This is a genomic window from Variovorax sp. FG153 (assembly GCF_057809595.1).
Genome location: NZ_JBMDKG010000001.1, coordinates 605,628 through 625,535, shown reverse-complemented (window position 1 = coordinate 625,535; position 19,908 = coordinate 605,628). Strand labels below are relative to the sequence as shown.

The following is a 19,908-nucleotide window of genomic DNA, read 5'->3' as shown; positions in this document are numbered from 1 at the left end:
CCTACCCGATTCCGGCGCTCGCTTGTCATAGGTGGAAAGAGCCACACACCAATGACAAGAGGTTGACATGAACCACCGCTGGAACGCGCCGCGGCTGAGCGCCGTGGCGTTCCTGTTCTGCGCCGCCATGGCGTCGATCCATGCCCAGGCCGTCGACGCGCCCATCGACTGGCAGCAGCCCGCGCAGCCGCTGGGCGGCGCCCTCACGGCCCTCGCGGTGCGCACGGGACTGATCGTCGGCGTCGACGCCGCGGCCGTGCGCGGCAAGCAGGCGCCCGCGCTGCAGGGCCGCTACACGGCCCACGAGGCGCTGCAGCGGCTGCTCGCGGGCAGCGGGCTGCAGGCCGTGCGCGACCCGAACGGCAGCTATGCGCTGCGCAGCGCCGTGCCGGCCCCCGCGCCGCCGGCGGCCGCCGTACCCGCGGGCGCAACGCTGGGCGCGATCCAGGTCAACGCCTCGCGCGACGCCATCACCGAAGGCAGCGGCTCCTACACCACCGACGCGCCGCTCACCAGCGCCACGCGGCTGCCGATGACGCTGCGCGAGACGCCGCAGTCGGTCACCGTGATCACGCGCGAGCGCATGCAGGACCAGGGCATCACGCAGGTCGCCGACGTGCTGCGCCAGACGCCGGGCCTGAGCTTCATCCAGAGCGGCAACGCGGGCACCGATGCCAACAGCGTCTACGCGCGCGGCTTCGTGGTCGAGAACTACCAGGTCGACGGCATCCCGCAGACCGGTAGCTGGCTCACGCAGACCGGCGACCTCGCCTTCTACGACCGGGTCGAGGTGATCCGCGGCGCGACCGGCCTGCTCAACGGCGTGGGCACGCCGGCGGCCACCATCAACCTGGTGCGCAAGCGGCCGACGCGGGACTTCCGCGCCAGCGCCGCGCTGAGCGCCGGCTCGTGGAACACCTTCCGTGGCGAGGTCGACATCGGCGGCCCGCTCAACGAGGCCAACACGCTGCGCGCGCGCATCGTGGCCGCCGCGCAGGACGGCGACTCGTGGATCGACCGCTATTCGGAACGCAAGAAGCTCCTCTACGGCATCGTCGAGGCCGACCTCACGCCGGCCACGCGCCTGACCGCCGGCGTGGAACTGCAGCAGCACCACAACGACGGCACCGCGCGCAGCGGCCTGCCGCTGTACTTCAGCGATGGCTCGCTCGCCAACTTCGCACGCTCGCGCAGCGCCGCCGCGCGCTGGGCGCGTTCGTACCAGGACCAGCGCCAGTTCTTCGCCGCACTCGACCACCGCTTCGACAACGGCTGGGGCCTGCATGCGAGCTTCAACCAGTCGCGCCGCGGCTACGACGACGTGATCGGCTATGCGCTGCGCGGCTACGTCGATCGCGCGAGCGGCACCGGCCTGGGCCTGTGGGCCACGCGCTGGAATTCGGAACCGCTGCAGAACGCGGCCGACCTCTACGCGAGCGGGCCCTTCGAGCTGTTCGGGCGCAAGCACGAGCTGGTGGTGGGCTACAACATCTCGCGCACCAAGGACAGCCCACCCACCTACTACAACTGGACCATCCCGGGCTACGACGCTTCGATCCCGAACTTCTACCTCTGGAACGGCGACTGGCCGGCGGAGCCCTTCAATCCGCGCACCGGCAGCTCGCAGACCGCGACCAACCAGACCGGCGCCTATGCCACCGCGCGACTGCGCCCGACCGACACGCTGTCGGTGATCCTCGGCACGCGCGTGAGCCGCTGGACCGAGCGCACGCGCCGCGTGCCGTTCCAGGGCAGCGCCAACTTCGGCGAGCGCAGCGAGAAGGACGTGGTCACGCCCTATGCCGGCGTGGTATGGGACTTCGACCCGCAGTGGTCGGCCTATGCGAGCTACACCGACATCTTCAAGCCGCAGACCAACAAGGCACTGAACGGCGACTACCTCGATCCGCTCGTGGGCAAGGCCTACGAGATCGGCATCAAGGGCGCGCTGCTCGACGAGCGCCTGAACCTCGGCGCGGCCGCGTTCGAGGTCCGGCAGGACAACCTCGCGGTGCGGCTGGACAACCAGTTCGCGCCCGACGGCTCGGCCGCCTACCGCGCGGCGCAGGCCACGACCACGCGCGGCTACGAGCTCGAGGCCGCGGGCGAACTCGCGCCCGACTGGCAGATCGGCGCCGGCTATTCGCACAGCGTGTCGCGCGACGCGGCCGGCGCGCGCCTGAACACGCAGGTGCCGAAGAACCTGCTCAAGCTGTTCACCAGCTACCGCATCGCCGGCATCGGCAACGGCCTCACCGTGGGCGGCGGCCTCAACTGGCAGAGCGCGAGCTACAGCCGGAACCTGGGCCCGAGCGGCTCGGCCACCTTCACGCAGGGCAGCTACGCCACGCTCGACCTGATGGCGCGCTACCAGCTCTCGCGCCAGCTCAGCCTGGCGGTGGCGCTCAACAACGTGTTCGACAAGCGCTACCACACGAGCACCACCACCAGCTTCTACGGCGCACCGCGCAACCTCACCGTCACGCTGCGCGGCACCTACTGATCCTTCGAGCCAGATCGCCCCCGGCCCCGACGCCGGCGGGCGGCGCCAGCCATTCCCTTCCACGGCAACCGGCGTCGCGCGACGCCCTTTCCGGATTCCCATGCCACATCACGCTCCCCGCTTCCATCCCTCGCCCCTGGCCCTCGCGGCCCTGCTCTGCAGCCTGTCCGCCGCCGCGCAACAGGCCACGCCCGAAACCGCCGCGCTCGGCGCCATCACCGTGACCGCCGACCGCGACAACCGCACCGAGGGCAGCGGCTCCTACACCGCGCGCGCGGCCGGCACCGCGACCCGGCTCGACATGACCCCGCGCGAGACGCCCCAGTCGGTCAGCGTGGTCACGCGCCAGCAGATGGACGACCAGGGCCTGCGCACCGTGGCCGACGTACTCGCGCAGTCGACCGGCATCACGGTCAACGAACTCGACAGCGAGCGCACCGGCTTCTATGCGCGCGGCTTCTCGATCGACAACTTCCAGATCGACGGCATGTCCCGCGGCAGCAACAGCCCGCTGACCGACACCGCGCTGTACGACCGCATCGAGATCGTGCGCGGCGCCAACGGCCTGATGGGCGGTACCGGCGATCCTTCCGCCACCATCAACTTCATCCGCAAGCGCCCGACGCGCGAGTTCCAGGCCAGCGCCGGCCTCACGCTGGGCCGCTGGGACCTGCGCCGCGCCGACGTCGACATCGCGGGCCCGCTCAATGCGAGCGGCAGCGTGCGCGGCCGCTTCGTGTTCGCCGACTCCGACCGCAAGTCCTTCATGGACTACTACCGCGAGAAGAAGAAGCTCGGCATGGTCTCGATCGAGGCCGACCTCACGTCCTCGACGCTGCTCACGGCCGGCTTCGACCTGCAGGACAACAAGCCGCGTGGCGCGACCTGGGGCGCGGCGCCCTACTGGAACTCGAACGGCACGCTGGCCAACCTGCCGCGCAACTTCAGCATCACCACGCCGTGGAGCGGCTGGGACAAGAAGCAGAGCACCGCCTTCGCCTCGCTCGAGCACCGTTTCGACAACGGCTGGCGCGCCAAGCTGGGCCTGGCGCGCACCGAGAGCGAGGTCGACCGCAGCGTGGTCTACGCGGGCAGCGGCTACCCGAATCCCGCCACCGGCGGCGGCCTGTCCTTGTGGTCGGGCGTGGGCTGGGCCAAGGAGACGCGCGACAACCTCGACCTCTACGTCTCGGGCCCGGTCAGCTTCCTGGGCCGCAAGCACGAGCTGATCGCGGGCTGGAACGGCGACTGGCGCGAGAGCGACACGCCGGCCGCGCGCGTGACCTATCCCTACTCGGCCACCGTGCCCAACTACTACACCTGGAACGGCTACCTGCCGCAGCCGGTCGCGGTGCGCACCGGCGCCTACACGCTGGGCCACACGCGCCTGGGCGGCGGCTACGTCGCGGGCCGCTTCAGCCTGGCCGATCCGCTGACGGTGATCGTCGGCGCGCGCGTGAGCAACTACACCACGCGCACGAACAGCTACAGCACGGCCGGCGTCTACAACGGCTTCAGCGGCATCTCGCGCCACAAGAACGAGGTCACGCCGTACGCGGGCATCGTCTACGACATCGACGACCGCTGGTCGGCCTACGCGAGCTACACCGACGTGTTCGCACCGCAGTCGTACAAGGACAAGAACAACAACTTCGTCGACCCGGCCACCGGCACCAACATCGAGGCCGGCATCAAGGGCGAGTTGATGGAGGGCCGGCTCAACGTCTCGGGCGCCATCTTCCGCACCAAGAAGGAGAACGTCGCCACGCTCGACACCTCGGTGCCCGCGGGCTTCACGCTGGCCGACGGCAGCTCGGCCTACGTCACCGACGGCACCGGCACCATCGCGCGCGGCGTCGAGGCCGAGGTCTCGGGCCAGCTCACGCCGGCCTGGAACCTCACGGCCGGCTACACCTACATGAGCGTGGACCGGCCGGAGTGCAGCTGCTCGGTGCCGATCCCGCCGCGCCACCTGCTGCGGCTGTCGACCGCCTACCGCCTGGGCGGCGCGCTGCAGGGGCTGACGCTCGGCGGCAGCGTGAGCGTGCAGAGCGCGACCACCAACCTGTCCTGGTACAACCGGCCCGGCACCACCTCCAAGGCCGAGATGCGGCAGCCCGGCTACACGCTATTCAACGTGATGGCCTCGTACGAGCTCAACCGCAACCTCACGGTGGCGCTCAACGTCAACAACCTCTTCGACAAGAAGTACTACCGCAACATCGGCTTCTACGACGGCGTGTACTGGGGCGAGCCGCGCAACGTGACCGTCTCGCTGCGCGCGAAGTTCTGAGGGAGCGGCCGATGAACGCCCCGATCCGCCATCGCCTGGCCGTCGCCTCGCGCGCCATCGCCGCCATCGGTGGTGGCTATGCCGTGGCCGCGCTGTCGGCCGCCGCCATCGCGCTGTGGTGGCCCGCGAGCCGTGCCGAGGCGGCGCTGGGCGGCACGCTCGCCTCCTTCCTGGTGTTCGCGGGCGCGGTGGTGTGGGTGTTCGCCGCCCGCAGCGCCGCGCGCGCCTGGCTGGGGCTGGCCGCGCCCGCGCTGCTGCTCGGCGCGCTGGTGTGGCTGCGCTACCCGGGGAGCCCGGCATGAAGGAAGGCTTTCGCCAATCGATGGCCTGGCTGCACACCTGGTCAGGCCTGCTGGTGGGCTGGGTGCTGCTGCTGGTGTTCGCCGCCGGCACGGCCGCCTACTTCCGCGACGAGATCACGCTGTGGATGAAGCCCGAGCTGCACCGGGCCGCGCGCCAGCCGGTGCCGCAGGCCCAGGCCGCGGAGCGCGCCATCGCGCTCTTGCAGCAGCGCGGCCCGAACAGCCCGAGCTGGACCATCACCCTGCCCACCGTGCGCGAGCCCGCGGTGCGCGTGTTCTGGCGCGGCCCGCCCGCGCCGCCGCCGCCCGCGGGCGAGCGGCCGCGCCGCGCGCGCTTCGAGAACGCGACCCTCGATCCGGCCAGCGGCGAGGCCATCACCGCCGCGCGCGCCACGCGCGGTGGCGAATTCTTCTACCGCCTGCATTTCGACCTGCACTACATGCCCGCGCTCTGGGCACGCTGGATCGTCGGCTTCTGCGCCATGTTCATGCTGGTGGCGATCGTGAGCGGCGTGATCACGCACAAGCGCATCTTTGCCGACTTCTTCACCTTCCGGCCGAGGAAGGGCCAGCGCTCCTGGCTCGACGCGCACAACGCCACCGCAGTGCTGGCGCTGCCCTATCACGCGATGATCACGTACACGGGCCTGGTCACGCTGATGTTCCTCTACATGCCGTGGGGCCCGCAGCTCGCCTACCAGGACAAGGGCGGCACCGAGGCCTTCTTCTCCGAGGTGTTCCCCGCAGGCGGCCCGCGCGATGCCAAGGCCGCGGGTCGGCCGGCGCCGCTGGTGCCGATCGCGCCATTGCTCGCACGGGCCAGCGCGCACTGGGACGGCGCGCCGGCCGGGCGCATCGCCATCGGCCATCCCAACGACGCCAACGCCACCATCAGCATCGCGCGCCAGGAAGGCCGCGGTCTCTCGAGCGACCAGCCCTCGATGCTGTTCGACGGCACGACCGGCGCGCTGATCTCGACCACGGGCGATGTGCCGAAGGCGGCGGCGCAGACGCGCGGCGTGCTCTACGGCCTGCACATCGGGCGCTTCGCGAATCCGCTGTTGCGCGCGCTGTTCTTCGTCTCGGGGCTCGCGGGCTGCCTGATGGTGGCGACCGGCCTGCTGCTGTGGGCCGTGAAGGAACGCCAGAAGTACGCGAAGACGCTCAAGCAGGGTGGCCGCATCGGCTTCGGGCTGCGGCTGGTCGACGGCCTCAACGTGGGCGCGATCGCGGGGCTGCCGATCGCCTTCGCGAGCTACTTCTGGGCCAACCGGCTGCTGCCGGTGGGCATGCAGGATCGCGGCGCGAACGAGATCCTCTGCTTCTTCGTCGCCTGGGGCGCGGCGACCGTCGCGGGCCTGGCCTGGCCGTCACGGCGCATGTGGCAGGTGCAGCTCTCGATCGGCGCGCTGCTGTTCGCCGCGATCCCGCTACTCAACGCCTTCACGACCGCCACCCATCTCGGCCATTCGCTGCGTGCGGGACTGTGGGCCGTGGCGGGCTTCGACCTCGTGTCGCTCGCGCTCGGCCTCGGCCTGGGCGCGGCGGCCTGGCACCTGGGCCGGCGCAAGGCGGTGAAGAAGCCGGAGCCGTCCGCGGCCAACGCGCCCGCGGGGGGGCGCGCATGACGCAGGCCTTGTCGATCCTCGCGGCCTTCGCCGCCACACTCGGCGGCTTCATCGCGCTGAGCCTCGCGATGGACCGCCACCATGAGGACGCCTTCGGTCGCGGCCGCAGCCCGGGCCGCTGGCGGCGCCCGCTGCAGGGCGCCGGCAGCGCGCTGCTCGTGCTCTCGCTGGCGGCCTGCCTCGCGGCGCAGGGCGCGGTCATCGGCTGGGTGCTGTGGTTCGGCGCGCTCACGGCCGCGGCGCTGTGCACGGTGCTGGTGGCGGGCTACTTCGCGCGGCGCGCGGCGGCGGTCAGCGTGGCCGCTGCTTCGTGCGCGGTGCTGTGCCTGGCCTTCGCGCTGCTGCGCTAGCGAACGCCCAGGCTCGGCGCAAGAAGCTCAGAACTGCCCCTGCGCGTCCCCCGTGCGATCGTGCACCCATCGCATCGCCTGCAACTGCGCCTGCCGCAACGCCTCCTTGGCGCTGCCATGCCCGAGGTCGTCCGCGGGCAGTTCACCGGCGATGAAGGCGGGGCCGCCCGCATAGTCAAGCCGCGCCAGATAGCGGCCGCTGCCGTCGGGCTGCGCACGGCAGATGAAGGCGTGTTCCCACAGGTCGATTCGTTCTTCGAAGCTCATTCGGAGGGTCCTCTCGTTGTCCGGTCTTCAATGACTTGGAACGAGTCTATGGACGGCGCGGCCGCGCCGCGTAGGAGCCGCCCGCGCGGGCAAGTCGGCAGGCAGGCGGGCTGCGCGGATGCGATGGCTCACGGTATCGATAGCCGTCATGCCTGACGGGTCCGCCGAACCTTCGCGCGTCAGCCTTGATGCTTCGTTAGAGCAGTTGCTTGCGTCGCGCGCCGAAGTCCGCTTCGACCTCGTCATGCGGGCGCCCCTCTCCGACTCGCACGTCCCGTCGACCGGCCTCCACCTTTCGCGCCACGAATGCTTTGAGCTCCGGATCCTCGCGCTGATTGCGCACGAACTCGCGCAGCTCGGACTTCAGCTTCATCGTGAATACGGATTCCTTGGACATGCCGACCCTCCTTGAAAAAAACGAAATTTACTGTCTGCAAACCCACCCCGGATACACAGCGATACGCAGCCCCGGCCCCCGGCCCCTCCCGCGAATGAACATCCGCCCCATCGATCGCCAGGCAGCGCGAACGACACCGGCGCGACAGGCCCTCGGCCCGATGCCATCCACCACCATTCGCAAGGAGTTCCCATGACGCTTTCCTCCCCGCTCGAGCGCCGCTCGTTCCTCGCCAAGGCCGCCATCGGCCTCGCCACGGCCCAGTTCGCGGCGGTCGTTCCCGCGTTCGCGCAGTCGAACACGACGTCCGCCGGCGGCACGCCGCGGCGCCTCGAGCCGCTCAAGCACATCGATGCGGGCGTGCTCAACGTGGCCTATTTCGAGGCCGGCCCCGCCAACGGCGCGCCGGTGCTCCTGCTGCATGGCTGGCCCTATGACATCCACATGTTCGTCGACGTCGCGCCGCTGCTCGCGGCCGCGGGCTTTCGCGTGATCGTGCCCTACCTGCGCGGCTACGGCGCCACGCGCTTCCTCTCGGCCGACACGCCGCGCAACGGCCAGCAGTCGGTGGTGGCGGCCGACATCTTCGCGCTGATGGACGCGCTGCGGATCCGCAGCGCCACGGTCGCGGGCTGCGACTGGGGCGCGCGCACGGCCTGCATCATGGCGGCGCTGCAGCCCGAGCGCGTGAAGGCGCTGGTGTCGGTCAGCGGCTACCTGATCGGCAGCCAGGAGGCCGGCAAGAACCCGCTGCCGCCCGAAGCCGAGTTCCAGTGGTGGTACCAGTACTACTTCGCGACCGAGCGCGGCCGCCTGGGCTACGACAGGAACCGCAACGCGTTCTCGAAGCTGATCTGGCAGCTCGCCTCGCCGAAGTGGAACTTCGATGCCGCGACCTTCGAACGCAGCGCGCGCGCCTTCGACAACCCCGACCACGTCGCGATCGTGGTCCACAACTACCGCTGGCGCCTCGGCCTGGCCGAGGGGGAAGCCCAGTACCAGCCGCTCGAGGACCGGCTCGCCAAGGCACCCGCGATCACGGTGCCGACCATCACGCTCGAGGGCGATGCCAACGGCGCGCCGCATCCCGAGCCCGCGAGCTACGCGAAGAAGTTCTCGGGCTTCTACGAGCACCGGCAGGTCGACGGCGGCATCGGCCACAACCTGCCGCAGGAAGCGCCCCAGGCCTTCGCGACCGCCGTGGTGGACGTGGCGCGACGCGCCGTCTGAGCCGGGTCTGGCCGCCGCCTCGGTATCCAGAAGTGCCAAAAAGTAGACACTTATGTTTTCATTTATTGAAAGATTACTAAAGCTTTAGTTACACTGTCGGCTTCGAGGGTCAGACGGCGCAGACCGGTCCCGCCCTGAGGGGGTACGCGAGTACCCCTTTATTCATTTGTTCGTGTCCGGCTTGCCGCCGCCCTGCGTCCACACGCGGGGAGGCTGTGCGTCGGCGCCAGCTACTGACTCCTCGAAATGCACGTACTGTCGATCTTCGGGACCCGTCCCGAGGCCATCAAGATGGCCCCCCTCGTCGCCGCCCTGCGCCGCGAGCCGCGCGTGCGCAGCACCGTGTGCGTGACCGGCCAGCACCGCGAGATGCTGACCCAGGTGATGTCGCTGTTCGACCTCGAGGCCGACCACGACCTCGACGTGATGCGGCCCAACCAGTCGCTCAACGGGCTCTACGGCCGCCTGATCGCGGGCGCCGACGCGGTGCTCGAGGCCGAGCAGCCCGACTGCGTGCTCGTGCACGGCGACACCACCACCGCCGCGGCCTGCGCCATGGCCGCCTTCCATCGCCGCATTCCGGTCGGCCACGTCGAGGCCGGCCTGCGCAGCGGCGACATCCGCTCGCCCTTCCCCGAGGAACTCAACCGCCGCTTCGTCGATTCGGTCAGCAGCTGGATGTTCGCGCCCACGCCCTCCTCGCGCGACGCGCTGCTCGCCGAGAAGCCACCGGGGCGCATCTGGGTCACGGGCAACACGGTGATCGACGCGCTCGCGGCCACGGTCGAGCGGCTCGAGTCCGACCGCCCGCTGGCCGCCACGCTCGCGAAGCGCCACGGCTGGGTCGATGCCAGGCGCCGGCTGGTGCTGGTCACCGGCCACCGCCGCGAGAACTTCGGCGAGGGCTTTCGCAACATCTGCGCCGCGCTGCGCGAGCTGGCGCAGCGCGACGACGTGCAGATCGTCTACCCGGTGCACCTGAACCCCAACGTGCACGACGTGGTGAAGGCCCAGCTGTCGGGCCTGCCCAACGTGCACCTGATCGCACCGCTGGGCTACCTCGACTTCGTCTGGTTCATGCAGCGCGCCTACCTGATCCTGACCGACTCGGGCGGCGTGCAGGAAGAGGCGCCCTCGCTGGGCAAGCCGGTGCTGGTGATGCGCGACGTGACCGAGCGCCCCGAGGCCGTGGCCGCTGGCACCGTGCGGCTGGTGGGCACCTCGCCCGAGCGCATCGTGGGCGAGGCGCGCCGCCTGCTCGACGACCCCGCGGTGCACGCCGAGTTCTGCCGCCGCGGCAATCCCTACGGCGACGCGCGCGCGAGCCAGCGCATCGTGGACGTGCTGTGCGAACGGCACACCGCCGAGTTCGTGCCCTGAGCGCCGAACGCCGCCCCTCTTTTTTTTTCAAGTTTTCCTGCCGAGTCTCTCCATGCCTTCTCTGTTCTCACGACGGATCGTCCCCACGGCCCTGCTCGCCCTGAGCACCTCCTTCCTCGCGCACGCCAGCCCCGCCAGCGACGCGCTGCAGCGCCTGCAGGGCGAGACTTGGGTCAACCGCAGCTTCGCGCTGTCGGACCTGGGCATCGGCGACATCGTGCTGCTCAACGGCTTCGACAGTCGCCAGGAGTTCTACCTGCCGGTGCCGCGCGGCCTCGCGCTGGCCGAGGCCAGCATCGACTTCAGCGGCCGCTACCACAAGGCCGAGGGCGGCAGCACCTCGATGCTGCTGACGGTCAACGGCCGGCCGGTGCAGGCGCACCGCATCGAGGCGGCCGAGGGCGACGCGAGCCAGAGCCTCAAGGTCGACACCGGCGTCGCGCGCACGGCGAACTTCGTGCGCCTCGGCGTCCAGTGGTCGAACAACGTGGCGCGCCGCGTCTGCGAACTCGAGCGCTCGACCGGCAACGTGCTCGCGATCTCGCCCGAGACGCGCTTCAACTACCGCTTCAACAGCGGCGCGCTGACCAGCCTCGCCGACGCCTGGGCCACGCTGCCCGCGCGCCCGGTCCTGCTGGTGGCTTCGCGCAATCTCTCGAAGACCAGCTACGACAGCGCCTGGCGCCTCGGCGTTGCGCTCGAGCAGGCCAACCGCCGCGTGCAGATCCAGGCCTTCCCGGTGGCCGGCGATGTCGTCGACACCTCGGGCTGGCAGGTGCCCGCGGGGCTCGCCGCGCTGCCGGCCTTCGCCGGTCTCGCCGGCGGCAATGCGCGCTACGAACTCAAGAACGAGGCCGAGGTCGGCGCGCTGCTGGTGCTCGGCGCCACCGCGGCGAGCGGCGATCTGCTGGTGGCCGACACGGCGCTGCGCCAGCAGATCGCCAAGGCGCTCGAGGCGCTGGCCGTGCAGTTCGCGGGCGACGCCGACGCGCTGCGCGCCTTCGCGCTCTGGCGCGAGCAACAGACCGCGCTCGCCGCGGATGCCGGCAGCGCCGGCCAGGTGCGCCTCGCCACGCTGGGCGCGCATCCGGTGATCGTGGTGCCCGAGAACGCGGGCGCGCAGGCGGCCGGCGTCTTCGCCGAGACCTGGCGCAACCTGCTGGTGTCGCGCCAGGCCGGCGTGCGCACGGCCGATGCGCCCGATGCGAGCGAACGTCCGGCGATCCGTCTCAACAGCCTGGGCGCCAGCGAGGCCGGCTTCGACGTGGTGTCGCGCGGCGAGTGGACCGCCACCCTGCCGCTGGGCGTGGTCGCGGCCAACGGCCGCATGCCTTCCGAGCTGGTGATCGACGTGGCGGCCGCGCCCGGCGCCTCGTCCACGCGTCCCGTGGCCTCTGTGTTCTGGAACGACGTGCTGCTGTCGGCCAAGCGCCTGGAGGCCGATGGCCGACCCGAGCGCCTCGATGCGCGCATTCCCGGCTATGCGCTGGGCCTGAGCAACGTGGTGCGCGTGTCCTTCCAGCGCCAGCCCTATTCGAACGACTGCCAGGAGATGCCGCAGGGCTTCCCGGTCAACGTGCTGCCCACCAGTTTCGTGCGCGCGGGCGACGCGCGGCCCGATGGCAGCTTCGTCGGCCTGCTGCCGCTGATGTCGGGCAACCCGCAGGTCGCCGTGCCGCAGGCCTGGCTGGCCGACGCGCCCGCGAGCCTCGCGCGCCTGGTGCGCATGGCCGTGGCCGCCGGCGTGACGCCGGTGCGCTCCGAGCTGGTGGTGACGCAGTCCGGCGCCTTCTCGCCGACCCGGCCCTTCCTCGCGCTGCAGGTGGCGGTCGACGGCGCCGCCTCGAAGGTCGAGGTCAAGGACGCGAGCCTGCGCATCCATGGCCGCAAGGCGCCGTGGCTCGAGCTCGACGACCTGTCGCAGCTCAGCGCCATCGAGGTGAGCCGCGCGCATGGCCAGGACGGCATGCAGTGGCAGCCGATCGGCGCGCGCGCCGTGGTGCCGGCCAAGCCCTTCGTGCTGAATCGCGGCGACATCGCGATGCTCGGCGCCGACGGCCCCGTGAGCTGGCTCGACAGCGGCAATCCCGCGGACGAGAGCGCGCGCCGCGGCGGCGAAGGCGCGTTCTTCGAATGGCGTTCGTATGCCGCCTGGGGCATGCCGGTGATCGGCGTGGCCGTGTTCGCGCTGCTGCTGCTGATCCTGCTGGCCTGGCGCGCGCGGCGCCGCCATGCGCGCAAGTCGCAGCAGTAAGGATCCGACCGAAGCCGCATGTTCGAGCTCTACGGACCCTTCCTGCTGGCCGACTACTACCGCGGTCTGGAGATCGTGACCGCGGTGGTCGGCGTGGTGATCCTGCTGTCGAGCATCGACGACCTGTTCGTCGATGCCTGGTACTGGGTGCGCGAGATCTACCGCTCGCTGACCGTGCGCCGCCGCTACCGGCGCCTGACCGCCGCGCAGCTGCGCGCGGCGCGCGAGCAGCCGATGGCCATCATGGTGCCGGCCTGGCTCGAGTACGACGTGATCGCGCCGATGCTCGCCAACATGGTGTCGACGCTCGAGTACAAGAACTACGCCATCTTCGTCGGCACCTACCGCAACGATGCGCGCACCATCGCCGAGGTGGAGCGCATGCGCCGGCGCTACCGCCAGCTGGTGCGCGTGGAGGTGCCGCACGACGGCCCCACCTGCAAGGCCGACTGCCTCAACTGGGTGGTGCAGGCGCTGTTCCAGCACGAGCGCACCATGGGCGAGCCCTTCGCGGGTGTCGTGCTGCACGACAGCGAGGACGTGCTGCATCCGCTCGAGCTCAAGTACTTCAACTACCTGTTGCCGCGGATGGATTTCATCCAGCTGCCCGTGACCTCGCTCGAGCGCCACTGGTTCGAGCTGGTGGCCGGCACCTACATGGACGAGTTCGCCGAGTGGCACAGCAAGGACCTCGTGGTGCGCGAGAGCCTGTCGCGCATGGTGCCCTCGGCCGGCGTCGGCACCTGCTTCTCGCACCGCGCGCTGCAGACGCTGGCCGCGGAGCTCGACAACCAGCCCTTCAACACCGCCAGCCTGACCGAGGACTACGACATCGGCGCGCGCCTGGGCCGGCTCGGCATGAAGCAGATCTTCGGCAAGTTCGACGTCGAGTACGTGACGCGGCGCACCGCCTGGTTCGGCGCCGGCCGCGAGAAGCTCGGCTCGCTGCGCATGCCGCTGGGCGTGCGCGAATACTTCCCCGACACCTTCCGCACCGCCTACCGCCAGAAGGCGCGCTGGACCCTGGGCATCGGCCTGCAGGGCTGGGAGCAGATGGGCTGGGCCGGCTCGCTGGCCACCAAGTACCTGCTTTTCCGCGACCGCAAGGGCCTGTTCACCGCCTTCGTGGCCATCCTCGGCTATTTGCTGATGCTCAATTTCCTGCTCTTCTTCTTCGCCGACGCCATGGGCTGGTGGACCGTCTACTACCCGTCGATCTTCCAGTCGGGCGGCTGGCTCATGACGGTGATGGAGCTCAATGCCGTGGCGCTGCTGCTGCGCTTCGCGCAGCGCTTCCATTTCGTGTCGGCGCTCTATGGCTGGGAGCACGGGCTGCTGTCGATACCGCGCATGGTGATCGGCAACTTCATCAATGCCATGGCCGCGGCGCGCGCATGGAAGCTGTTCCTCTCGCACAAGCTGTTCGGCAAGCGGCTGGTGTGGGACAAGACCATGCACGACTTCCCCTCGGCCGACCAGCTGGTGCAGCAGCGCCAGCGGCTGGGCGAGGTGCTGCTGTCGTGGCGCGCGATCGACGAGACACAGCTCGACAACGCGCTCACGATCCAGCGCGGCACGGGCCGCAAGCTCGGCAGCATCCTGCTCGAGCAGGGCTGGCTCGACGCGGGCACGCTCGAGGAGGCGATCTCGTTCCAGCGCGGCGATTCGGTGCTGGCGCCGCTCGCGCCGCAGGGAGTGCCGGCATGAAGGGGCTCGACAACCGCACGCTGCTGGCGGTCGCGCTGGCCGCGGCCTGGCCCGCGGTGCCCGCGTTCGCCGCCGTGCATTCGCTGCCGGCCGCGCCTTCGCCCTCGACGTCGGCTTCAACCGCTTCCACGCCCGGCGCCGCGCCGGCGCCGACGCGCACCGCGCCGCGCAAGCGCTCATCGCATGGCCGTGCCTGGCAACTGGCCGACCAGGCCTTCAAGGCCTATGGCCGCGGCGACTTCGAGACCGCGCTCGCGCGCGCCGATGCCGCCTTGCGCCTGCAACCCGCGGCGCAGCGCGTGCACCTGCTGCGCGTGTATGCGCTGCAGAAGCTGGGGCGCAACGACGAGGCCGCGCGCGCGGCCGAGCGTGCCATCGACCAGGGCCATGGCAACGCGGCGCTGCGTACGGCACTGGCCAACCTGCGTGCCACGCCCGCCGACGGCACGCCCGGTACCGAGGCCTACCGCGCGGGCTTCCCGCTCGCGGCGCAGGCCTACCGCGACTACGCCGAGGGCCGCGATGCCGAGGCGGCGAGGTCGGCCGAACAAGCGGTGCGCGCCGATCCGAGCCAGGGTCCCTGGGTACTGCTGTGGCTCGACGCGCTCGCGCGGCAGCAGCGCCACGACGAACTCGTGCAGGCGGCGGCCACCGCGCTGGAGCTGGGTGCGCCGAACGCCGCCGAGATCGCCGCGCGCGTGCGGCAGGCCAGCCGTTCGATCGCGCTGCGGCATGCGCAGAAGGCCTACGACGCCCTGTCGCGCCAGCAGCCGCGCGCGGCGGTCGACGAGGCCCGCGAGGCGGTGCGCATCGCGCCCGACGTCGCGAGCCATCGCCAGTTGCTGATCGATGCACTGCAGGCCGTGCCCGACCTGGAAGGTGCCGAACAGGCGACCACCGAGGCCTTGGCCGCGCAGGACGACGGCGCGGCATTGCGGCTGCAGCGCGCCTACCTGCGCCAGCAGCTGTCGCGCGGCGGCGAGGCGCAACAGGATGTCGATGCCGTGGTCGCCGACGCGAAGGTCGACGAGGAACAGCGCCGCGACGCGCGCCTGATCGGCGCCGATCTCGCGCTGGCCGCGCGCGACGGCGAGCGCGCGCGTACGCTGCTCGCGCCGCTGCCGCCCGACGACGCGCAGGTGCGCTCACGCCGCCAGCGGGCCGAGGATGCCGCGAGCGGTTGGGGCTCGCCCGCCACGCCGCCCGTCACCGCCTATGCGCCCGTGAAGCTCTGCAACGACACGCCCGAGGGCCCGGCCTGCGCGCTCGCGCCCTGGGACACGCCGAAGGCCGGCGATGCCGCCACGCGGGCCTACGCGGCCTATGCGCAGAAGCGCTATCCCGAGGCCATCGCGCTGGCGAAGCAGGCCGCGGCCGAACGGCCCGACGACGCATCGCGCCAGAAGCTGCTGACCACCACGCTCGCCGCGGGCACGACCGCGGAACGTCAGCAGGCGCTGCAGCGGCTCGACACCGCGATCGCCGCGCAGCCCGCCGACGCCACCCTGTTGCGTCAGCGCGGCTACCTGCACATCGCGAACAAGGACCCGGCACTCGCGCTGCAGGACTTCGTCGCGGCCCGCAACACCGGCCAGGCCCCGCGCAGCAATCTGCTCGACGAGGCGCAGGCGGCCGCCGGCACCGGCGACCGCGCCGGTGCGGCCGCCACGCTGCGCCAGGCCGTCGACGACGAGGACGTGGGCTGGCTCTCGCTCGACCGTCAACAGCTCCACGACCTGCGCAGCACCATCGCCAGCTATTCGCGCGAATGGGGCGTGAACAGCACCGTCGGCTACCGCGGCGCGCATGCCGCCTCCTTCGGACTGCCCGGTCAGCCGGTGGCCGTGCCCGGCAACGCGAGCTTCAACACCACCGAGGTGTTCTGGCGCCCGAGCGGCATGCTCAACACCAACCGCAGCATCTTCGACGTCTACGGCCGCCTCTCGACCACCCTGCACGCCGGCACCGACGTGACCGCCGCGCAGTTCGTGCAGAACCCCTGCGGCGGCATCGGCATCACGCCCGAGCAGCGCACCCGCGGCATCGCCGGCCTGCCCTCGACCAGCGGCGCCCTCGGCGTGCGCTACACGCCCGACACCGCGACCGGGCTCACCTTCGGCCTCGAGCGGCAGTTCATGCTGGGCAGCGCCACGCGTTCCGGCGCCATCGATCCCGCGCCCGCGAGCCTGCGCTGCCAGCTCAACAACCGCTCCGCGGCCCTCGACTACCGCGCCGACACGGGTTCGGGCGGCTGGCAGGCCTACCTGCTCTACGGCTTCTACGAGGGCACCGGCCTGCGCGTGGACAGGCGCAGCTGGTTCACCATGGAAGGCTACCTGCAGGCCGGCTACACCCTGCTCGACATGCCGGCCGCCTACACGGTGCGCGACACCGCCGGCAACGTGCTCGCCGACGGCAGCGGCCGCCTCAAGCGCGGCCAGGGCTTCGCGGCCGGCGAGGTGCGCATCGGGCGCAGCTTCGTCACCGACTACAACGACCGCCTCGTGTTCTTCCCACACGTCACGCTCGCCGCGGACTGGTTCTCCAACCGCAACCGCGCGAGCGGCGTGCCGATCGCGGGCTTCGACAGCGTGGCCCTGTCCGACCGCGGATCGAGCTGGTCGGCCGGCGCGGGCGTGGGCATCAACCTGCGCTACTGGTTCAACGAGGACCGCTACAACGCGCAGCGCTCGCATGTGGATGCGAGCTTGCAGTACCGGACCACGCTGGGAGGGGTGGCGGGGCGGGCGAAGGGGGTGTTCTTGAATCTGACGTTGTCGTACTAGGCCCATGCAGGCCCGGTCGACGACCTCAGGCACATCAAGGATGCCTGCTCGGTTCGGATCGGTGTTTGGTTAGACGGATCTCCGTGACCAGCATCCCGGCCACGATCAATGCGGCACCGATCCAGTTCTGAAGCGTCAGTCGATCGCCGGCGAGAAAGTAGCCGAACAGGCCGCCGAATACCGGCTCCAGGACGATGATCAGAGCGATCCTGTTGGGTGATGAGGCGACTTGCGCTTTGGTTTGCACATAGAAGCCAAGCGCTGTGCCAAGGACTCCGATCACGAGTATCGCGTTGACCGCCGCCCCGGCTGGAGGAATAGCCCACTCCCCTAACATAACCGATTGGGCCAAAGACAGAAGTCCGACGACGGATATCTGAATCAGCGCGATATTGAAGGCATCTGCCATCTTGCTGGCACAAGATAGAAGAATGATATGCAACGCAAATGAAGCCGCGCACATCAACACCAGCAGATCGCCCCATCGAACGCTCAGACCTTTCAGTGTCAGCAAGGCCAATCCGATCGTCGCCAGAAAAATGCCAACGACCTGCCGTCTTTCGGGCTTCACATGGCGCCAGAAGAACAGCAGCAGCGGCGTGAAGATCACCGCCAAGCCCGTGATGAAGGCGGCATTCGAGGCCGAGGTGAACTTCAGTCCCTTGGTTTGAAAGAGAAAGGCGAGGTAGAGGGCCATCCCCGTCATGCTTCCCTGCACGAGATCGATCTTCGAGATACACCGCCGACGCGCGGTGGCCACCAACAACATCGCAACCGCTGCCACGAGAAATCTGCAGGCATTGAAGGCCGAGTCGCTCATGCCATTCAAGGCATCGTGAATGGCGACGAATGACCATCCCCACAGCGCTGTGACGAATATCAAAGCGACCTCCCATTGCCGCCTTCGATGATGTGTCTGTTCGATTGAATTCATCATGACTTCCGGATTTCCCAAACAAGGGAACGTCCGGTTCGAGCGCCGTTATTCCTCGGCGCGAATTATCAAAACCCACCCGTAAGAAGTGGCGGACCGAGTGTCAGTTTTGGTGTACGCTGCATGCGACTGAAAGGGAGAGGTCCTCGCGGCCAGGACGCATGCCATCGAAGACGACGGAGCCGCTTCGCGCCCTGCTGGCGCGCCGCAGCAGAGAGCTGGGGAGGTCACTCACCGCCATCGCGGCTGAAGCGGGCCTTGCCCGTACCTATCTCTACGAACTCGCCAATGGCAACAAGCGCGACCCGTCCGTACGCACGCTGATCAAGCTGGCGGGGGCGCTGCAGGTTTCGCCCCTCCTCCTCTTTCGCTACTACGCAGCCCTCGAGGGTTCGACGGCCTTCGGCGCCTTCCCTCTGCCGACCAATCGTTCGCACAATCCTCGCGACCCGAACGACATCGCCGCCTTCAACGCCGACGTCACCACACCCGACCATGCGGTGGTCTCGCCCGGCGAGACATTCAGAAAGATCTGGGAGATCCAGAACGTCGGCACGCGCCCCTGGCGCGGGCGTCGCCTGATCCGCGTCGACGGCGAGTACGCGATCGCGAGACGGCTGCCGGACGGCAGCCTCGAGGCGGTTCAGGAGGCCTATCTGGCGAGCCTCTATCGCGATGTGGAAGTGCCCGACACCTTGCCGGGGCAGCCCGTGCATGTCGGCGTGGACTTCGCGGCACCGAAAGACACCTGCACCGTGGCATCGATCTGGCGCATGACGAATGCGGAAGGCGTTCCTTGCTTCGGTCCCAAGTTCTTCTTCCACGTCGTCGTGACGGTGATGGCGCAGTAGGACCTAGAAAGCGACGCCCCACGCCTCGAGCAAGCGCTTCGCCTCCGGCGTCTCCCCCACCACCCACGGATCGATCGCGAACGCGATCACGCGCTCCGCGCCATAGCCGCGCGCGATCTCCATCTGCCGTCGCACGCGCTCGGGCGTCGCGGCGCGCGCCTTGAAACCCTCCTCGCTCCCCGGTGGCACGGGCAACTGCTCGAACAACTCCACCACCAGATCGAAGGCCACGCCACGCCGCCGCAGCAGCGCGCGCAGCGGCTCCAGCCCCGCGAGGTTGTCCATGCCGCCCACGCCCACGCCGTCCTGCAACATCGGGCGCAGCGGCGCGCGGTCGAGGATCCGAGACCAGAGTTCCGCGAGCGAGCCCTCGGTCGGCAGCCGGCTGAAGAAGGTCGACACCGCAAGCGGCTGGCCGCCCGTGCGGCGGGCGACGGTCGCGATCCCTTCGAGCCAGTCCACCAGCTGCTGCCGGCGCTCGGCCGTCGCCCAGTTGTACTGGTCGAGCTCGTAAGGCAGGTACCAGCCGCGAAAGCCCGGCAGCTTGGGCCAGCGCGCCGACTCCATGAACCGCAGGCAGCGATCGCGCGCGGTGGCCAGCAAGGACGGCAGAACCGCCGGATCCTTCGAGCCCATGGCCTTCCACCAACTCTCGTCGTAGGGCAGGCCCATGCGGATGCCCATGCCCTCGCGCGCGGCCTCCTCGAACAGCATGGCGAGCAGGCTGTCGGGCAGCGTCCAGTCGAATGCACCGCCGTAGAGGGCGCTCCACTGCAACACGATCTCGTCGCAACCGAGTGCACGCGTGATGCGCAGCCGGCGCCGCCATTCGTCGATGGAGAGCGATTCATGGCTCTTCCAGGGCTGCAGGAAGCTGCCCTGGAACCTCGGCGGCGGCGCGGTGCAGGCGCCCAGCAGGGCGGCCGCGGCCAGCATCAGGCAACTGCGTCGGCGAAGCAGCGGGAGCGGCAAGGGCGCGGGAAGAAAAGACATCGGGCCACAGTATCGGCGCGTCCCGCGCGACGG

At 70.1% G+C, this 19,908-nt stretch carries 15 protein-coding genes; 11 read left to right on the top strand and 4 right to left on the bottom strand.

All coding sequences use genetic code 11. From position 1 onward, the window contains the following. The first annotated feature begins 67 nt into the window (after positions 1 to 67). From ACODT0_RS02980 to ACODT0_RS02960, 5 genes are all read left to right on the top strand, one after another. Positions 68 to 2,503 (top strand): TonB-dependent siderophore receptor, encoded by a 2,436-nt coding sequence (locus tag ACODT0_RS02980; protein WP_489040533.1) that lies wholly within the window; start codon positions 68 to 70, stop codon positions 2,501 to 2,503. 100 nt (positions 2,504 to 2,603) lie between these two features. Continuing rightward, positions 2,604 to 4,796 carry a TonB-dependent siderophore receptor gene (locus ACODT0_RS02975; RefSeq protein WP_489040532.1) on the top strand — a complete coding sequence of 731 codons (2,193 nt, stop codon included), beginning with the start codon at positions 2,604 to 2,606 and terminating at the stop codon, positions 4,794 to 4,796. Positions 4,797 to 4,807: 11 nt separating this feature from the next. Continuing rightward, the gene (locus ACODT0_RS02970; protein ID WP_489040531.1) at positions 4,808 to 5,098 is read left to right on the top strand and encodes a DUF3649 domain-containing protein; all 291 of its coding nucleotides are present in this window, start codon (positions 4,808 to 4,810) and stop codon (positions 5,096 to 5,098) included. Further along, complete coding sequence (locus ACODT0_RS02965) at positions 5,095 to 6,726, top strand: PepSY-associated TM helix domain-containing protein (RefSeq protein WP_489040530.1); 1,632 nt, start codon at positions 5,095 to 5,097, stop codon at positions 6,724 to 6,726. The genes ACODT0_RS02970 and ACODT0_RS02965 overlap by 4 nt, the downstream gene beginning before the upstream one ends. Next, positions 6,723 to 7,076, top strand: a complete 354-nt coding sequence (locus tag ACODT0_RS02960) for a DUF3325 domain-containing protein (protein ID WP_489040529.1) — start codon at positions 6,723 to 6,725, stop codon at positions 7,074 to 7,076. The genes ACODT0_RS02965 and ACODT0_RS02960 overlap by 4 nt, the downstream gene beginning before the upstream one ends. A gap of 27 nt (positions 7,077 to 7,103) precedes the next feature. Here ACODT0_RS02960 and ACODT0_RS02955 read toward each other — a convergent pair whose 3' ends face one another. Beyond that, positions 7,104 to 7,343, bottom strand: coding sequence for a hypothetical protein (locus tag ACODT0_RS02955; protein ID WP_489040528.1), 240 nt, complete (start codon positions 7,341 to 7,343; stop codon positions 7,104 to 7,106). A 196-nt stretch (positions 7,344 to 7,539) separates the two neighbouring features. Continuing rightward, positions 7,540 to 7,740 carry a hypothetical protein gene (locus ACODT0_RS02950; protein ID WP_489040527.1) on the bottom strand — a complete coding sequence of 67 codons (201 nt, stop codon included), beginning with the start codon at positions 7,738 to 7,740 and terminating at the stop codon, positions 7,540 to 7,542. A gap of 192 nt (positions 7,741 to 7,932) precedes the next feature. Between ACODT0_RS02950 and ACODT0_RS02945 the strand changes: the two genes are divergently transcribed. From ACODT0_RS02945 to ACODT0_RS02925, 5 genes are all read left to right on the top strand, one after another. Then, complete coding sequence (locus ACODT0_RS02945) at positions 7,933 to 8,970, top strand: alpha/beta fold hydrolase (RefSeq protein ID WP_261211219.1); 1,038 nt, start codon at positions 7,933 to 7,935, stop codon at positions 8,968 to 8,970. A gap of 246 nt (positions 8,971 to 9,216) precedes the next feature. Next, positions 9,217 to 10,350, top strand: a complete 1,134-nt coding sequence (gene wecB, locus ACODT0_RS02940) for a non-hydrolyzing UDP-N-acetylglucosamine 2-epimerase (RefSeq protein WP_296734477.1) — start codon at positions 9,217 to 9,219, stop codon at positions 10,348 to 10,350. A 52-nt stretch (positions 10,351 to 10,402) separates the two neighbouring features. Beyond that, positions 10,403 to 12,604 (top strand): cellulose biosynthesis cyclic di-GMP-binding regulatory protein BcsB, encoded by a 2,202-nt coding sequence (locus ACODT0_RS02935; protein ID WP_489040526.1) that lies wholly within the window; start codon positions 10,403 to 10,405, stop codon positions 12,602 to 12,604. Between the two features lie 18 nt (positions 12,605 to 12,622). After that, a complete protein-coding gene (locus ACODT0_RS02930; protein WP_489040525.1) occupies positions 12,623 to 14,311 on the top strand; it encodes a glycosyl transferase family protein in 1,689 nt (562 codons plus the stop codon). Then, positions 14,308 to 17,097, top strand: a complete 2,790-nt coding sequence (locus ACODT0_RS02925; protein ID WP_489040524.1) for an NfrA family protein — start codon at positions 14,308 to 14,310, stop codon at positions 17,095 to 17,097. Before ACODT0_RS02930 ends, ACODT0_RS02925 begins: the two co-directional genes overlap by 4 nt. A 34-nt stretch (positions 17,098 to 17,131) precedes the next feature. On the opposite strand, the gene ACODT0_RS02920 is transcribed toward ACODT0_RS02925, so the two are convergent. After that, positions 17,132 to 18,031 (bottom strand): DMT family transporter, encoded by a 900-nt coding sequence (locus ACODT0_RS02920; RefSeq protein ID WP_489040523.1) that lies wholly within the window; start codon positions 18,029 to 18,031, stop codon positions 17,132 to 17,134. Positions 18,032 to 18,192: 161 nt separating this feature from the next. Between ACODT0_RS02920 and ACODT0_RS02915 the strand changes: the two genes are divergently transcribed. Next, on the top strand, positions 18,193 to 18,882 hold the full coding sequence (locus ACODT0_RS02915; protein ID WP_489040522.1) for an NBR1-Ig-like domain-containing protein: 690 nt from the start codon (positions 18,193 to 18,195) through the stop codon (positions 18,880 to 18,882). A 3-nt stretch (positions 18,883 to 18,885) separates the two neighbouring features. Here the strand turns inward: ACODT0_RS02915 and ACODT0_RS02910 are convergent, their stop codons facing one another. Beyond that, the gene (locus ACODT0_RS02910; RefSeq protein ID WP_489040521.1) at positions 18,886 to 19,818 is read right to left on the bottom strand and encodes a DUF4434 domain-containing protein; all 933 of its coding nucleotides are present in this window, start codon (positions 19,816 to 19,818) and stop codon (positions 18,886 to 18,888) included. Between the last annotated feature and the right edge of the window lie 90 nt (positions 19,819 to 19,908).

Excerpts from the sequence above, each read along its gene's own strand:
- ACODT0_RS02950 (WP_489040527.1), bottom strand. The coding sequence starts at position 7,740 with ATGTCCAAGGAATCCGTATTCACGATGAAGCTGAAGTCCGAGCTGCGC.
- ACODT0_RS02915 (WP_489040522.1), top strand. The coding sequence starts at position 18,193 with ATGCCATCGAAGACGACGGAGCCGCTTCGCGCCCTGCTGGCGCGCCGC.
- ACODT0_RS02975 (WP_489040532.1), top strand. The coding sequence starts at position 2,604 with ATGCCACATCACGCTCCCCGCTTCCATCCCTCGCCCCTGGCCCTCGCG.
- ACODT0_RS02960 (WP_489040529.1), top strand. The coding sequence starts at position 6,723 with ATGACGCAGGCCTTGTCGATCCTCGCGGCCTTCGCCGCCACACTCGGC.
- ACODT0_RS02980 (WP_489040533.1), top strand. The coding sequence starts at position 68 with ATGAACCACCGCTGGAACGCGCCGCGGCTGAGCGCCGTGGCGTTCCTG.
- ACODT0_RS02930 (WP_489040525.1), top strand. The coding sequence starts at position 12,623 with ATGTTCGAGCTCTACGGACCCTTCCTGCTGGCCGACTACTACCGCGGT.
- ACODT0_RS02955 (WP_489040528.1), bottom strand. The coding sequence starts at position 7,343 with ATGAGCTTCGAAGAACGAATCGACCTGTGGGAACACGCCTTCATCTGC.
- ACODT0_RS02920 (WP_489040523.1), bottom strand. The coding sequence starts at position 18,031 with ATGAATTCAATCGAACAGACACATCATCGAAGGCGGCAATGGGAGGTC.
- ACODT0_RS02935 (WP_489040526.1), top strand. The coding sequence starts at position 10,403 with ATGCCTTCTCTGTTCTCACGACGGATCGTCCCCACGGCCCTGCTCGCC.
- ACODT0_RS02945 (WP_261211219.1), top strand. The coding sequence starts at position 7,933 with ATGACGCTTTCCTCCCCGCTCGAGCGCCGCTCGTTCCTCGCCAAGGCC.
- wecB (WP_296734477.1), top strand. The coding sequence starts at position 9,217 with ATGCACGTACTGTCGATCTTCGGGACCCGTCCCGAGGCCATCAAGATG.
- ACODT0_RS02925 (WP_489040524.1), top strand. The coding sequence starts at position 14,308 with ATGAAGGGGCTCGACAACCGCACGCTGCTGGCGGTCGCGCTGGCCGCG.
- ACODT0_RS02970 (WP_489040531.1), top strand. The coding sequence starts at position 4,808 with ATGAACGCCCCGATCCGCCATCGCCTGGCCGTCGCCTCGCGCGCCATC.
- ACODT0_RS02965 (WP_489040530.1), top strand. The coding sequence starts at position 5,095 with ATGAAGGAAGGCTTTCGCCAATCGATGGCCTGGCTGCACACCTGGTCA.
- ACODT0_RS02910 (WP_489040521.1), bottom strand. The coding sequence starts at position 19,818 with ATGCTGGCCGCGGCCGCCCTGCTGGGCGCCTGCACCGCGCCGCCGCCG.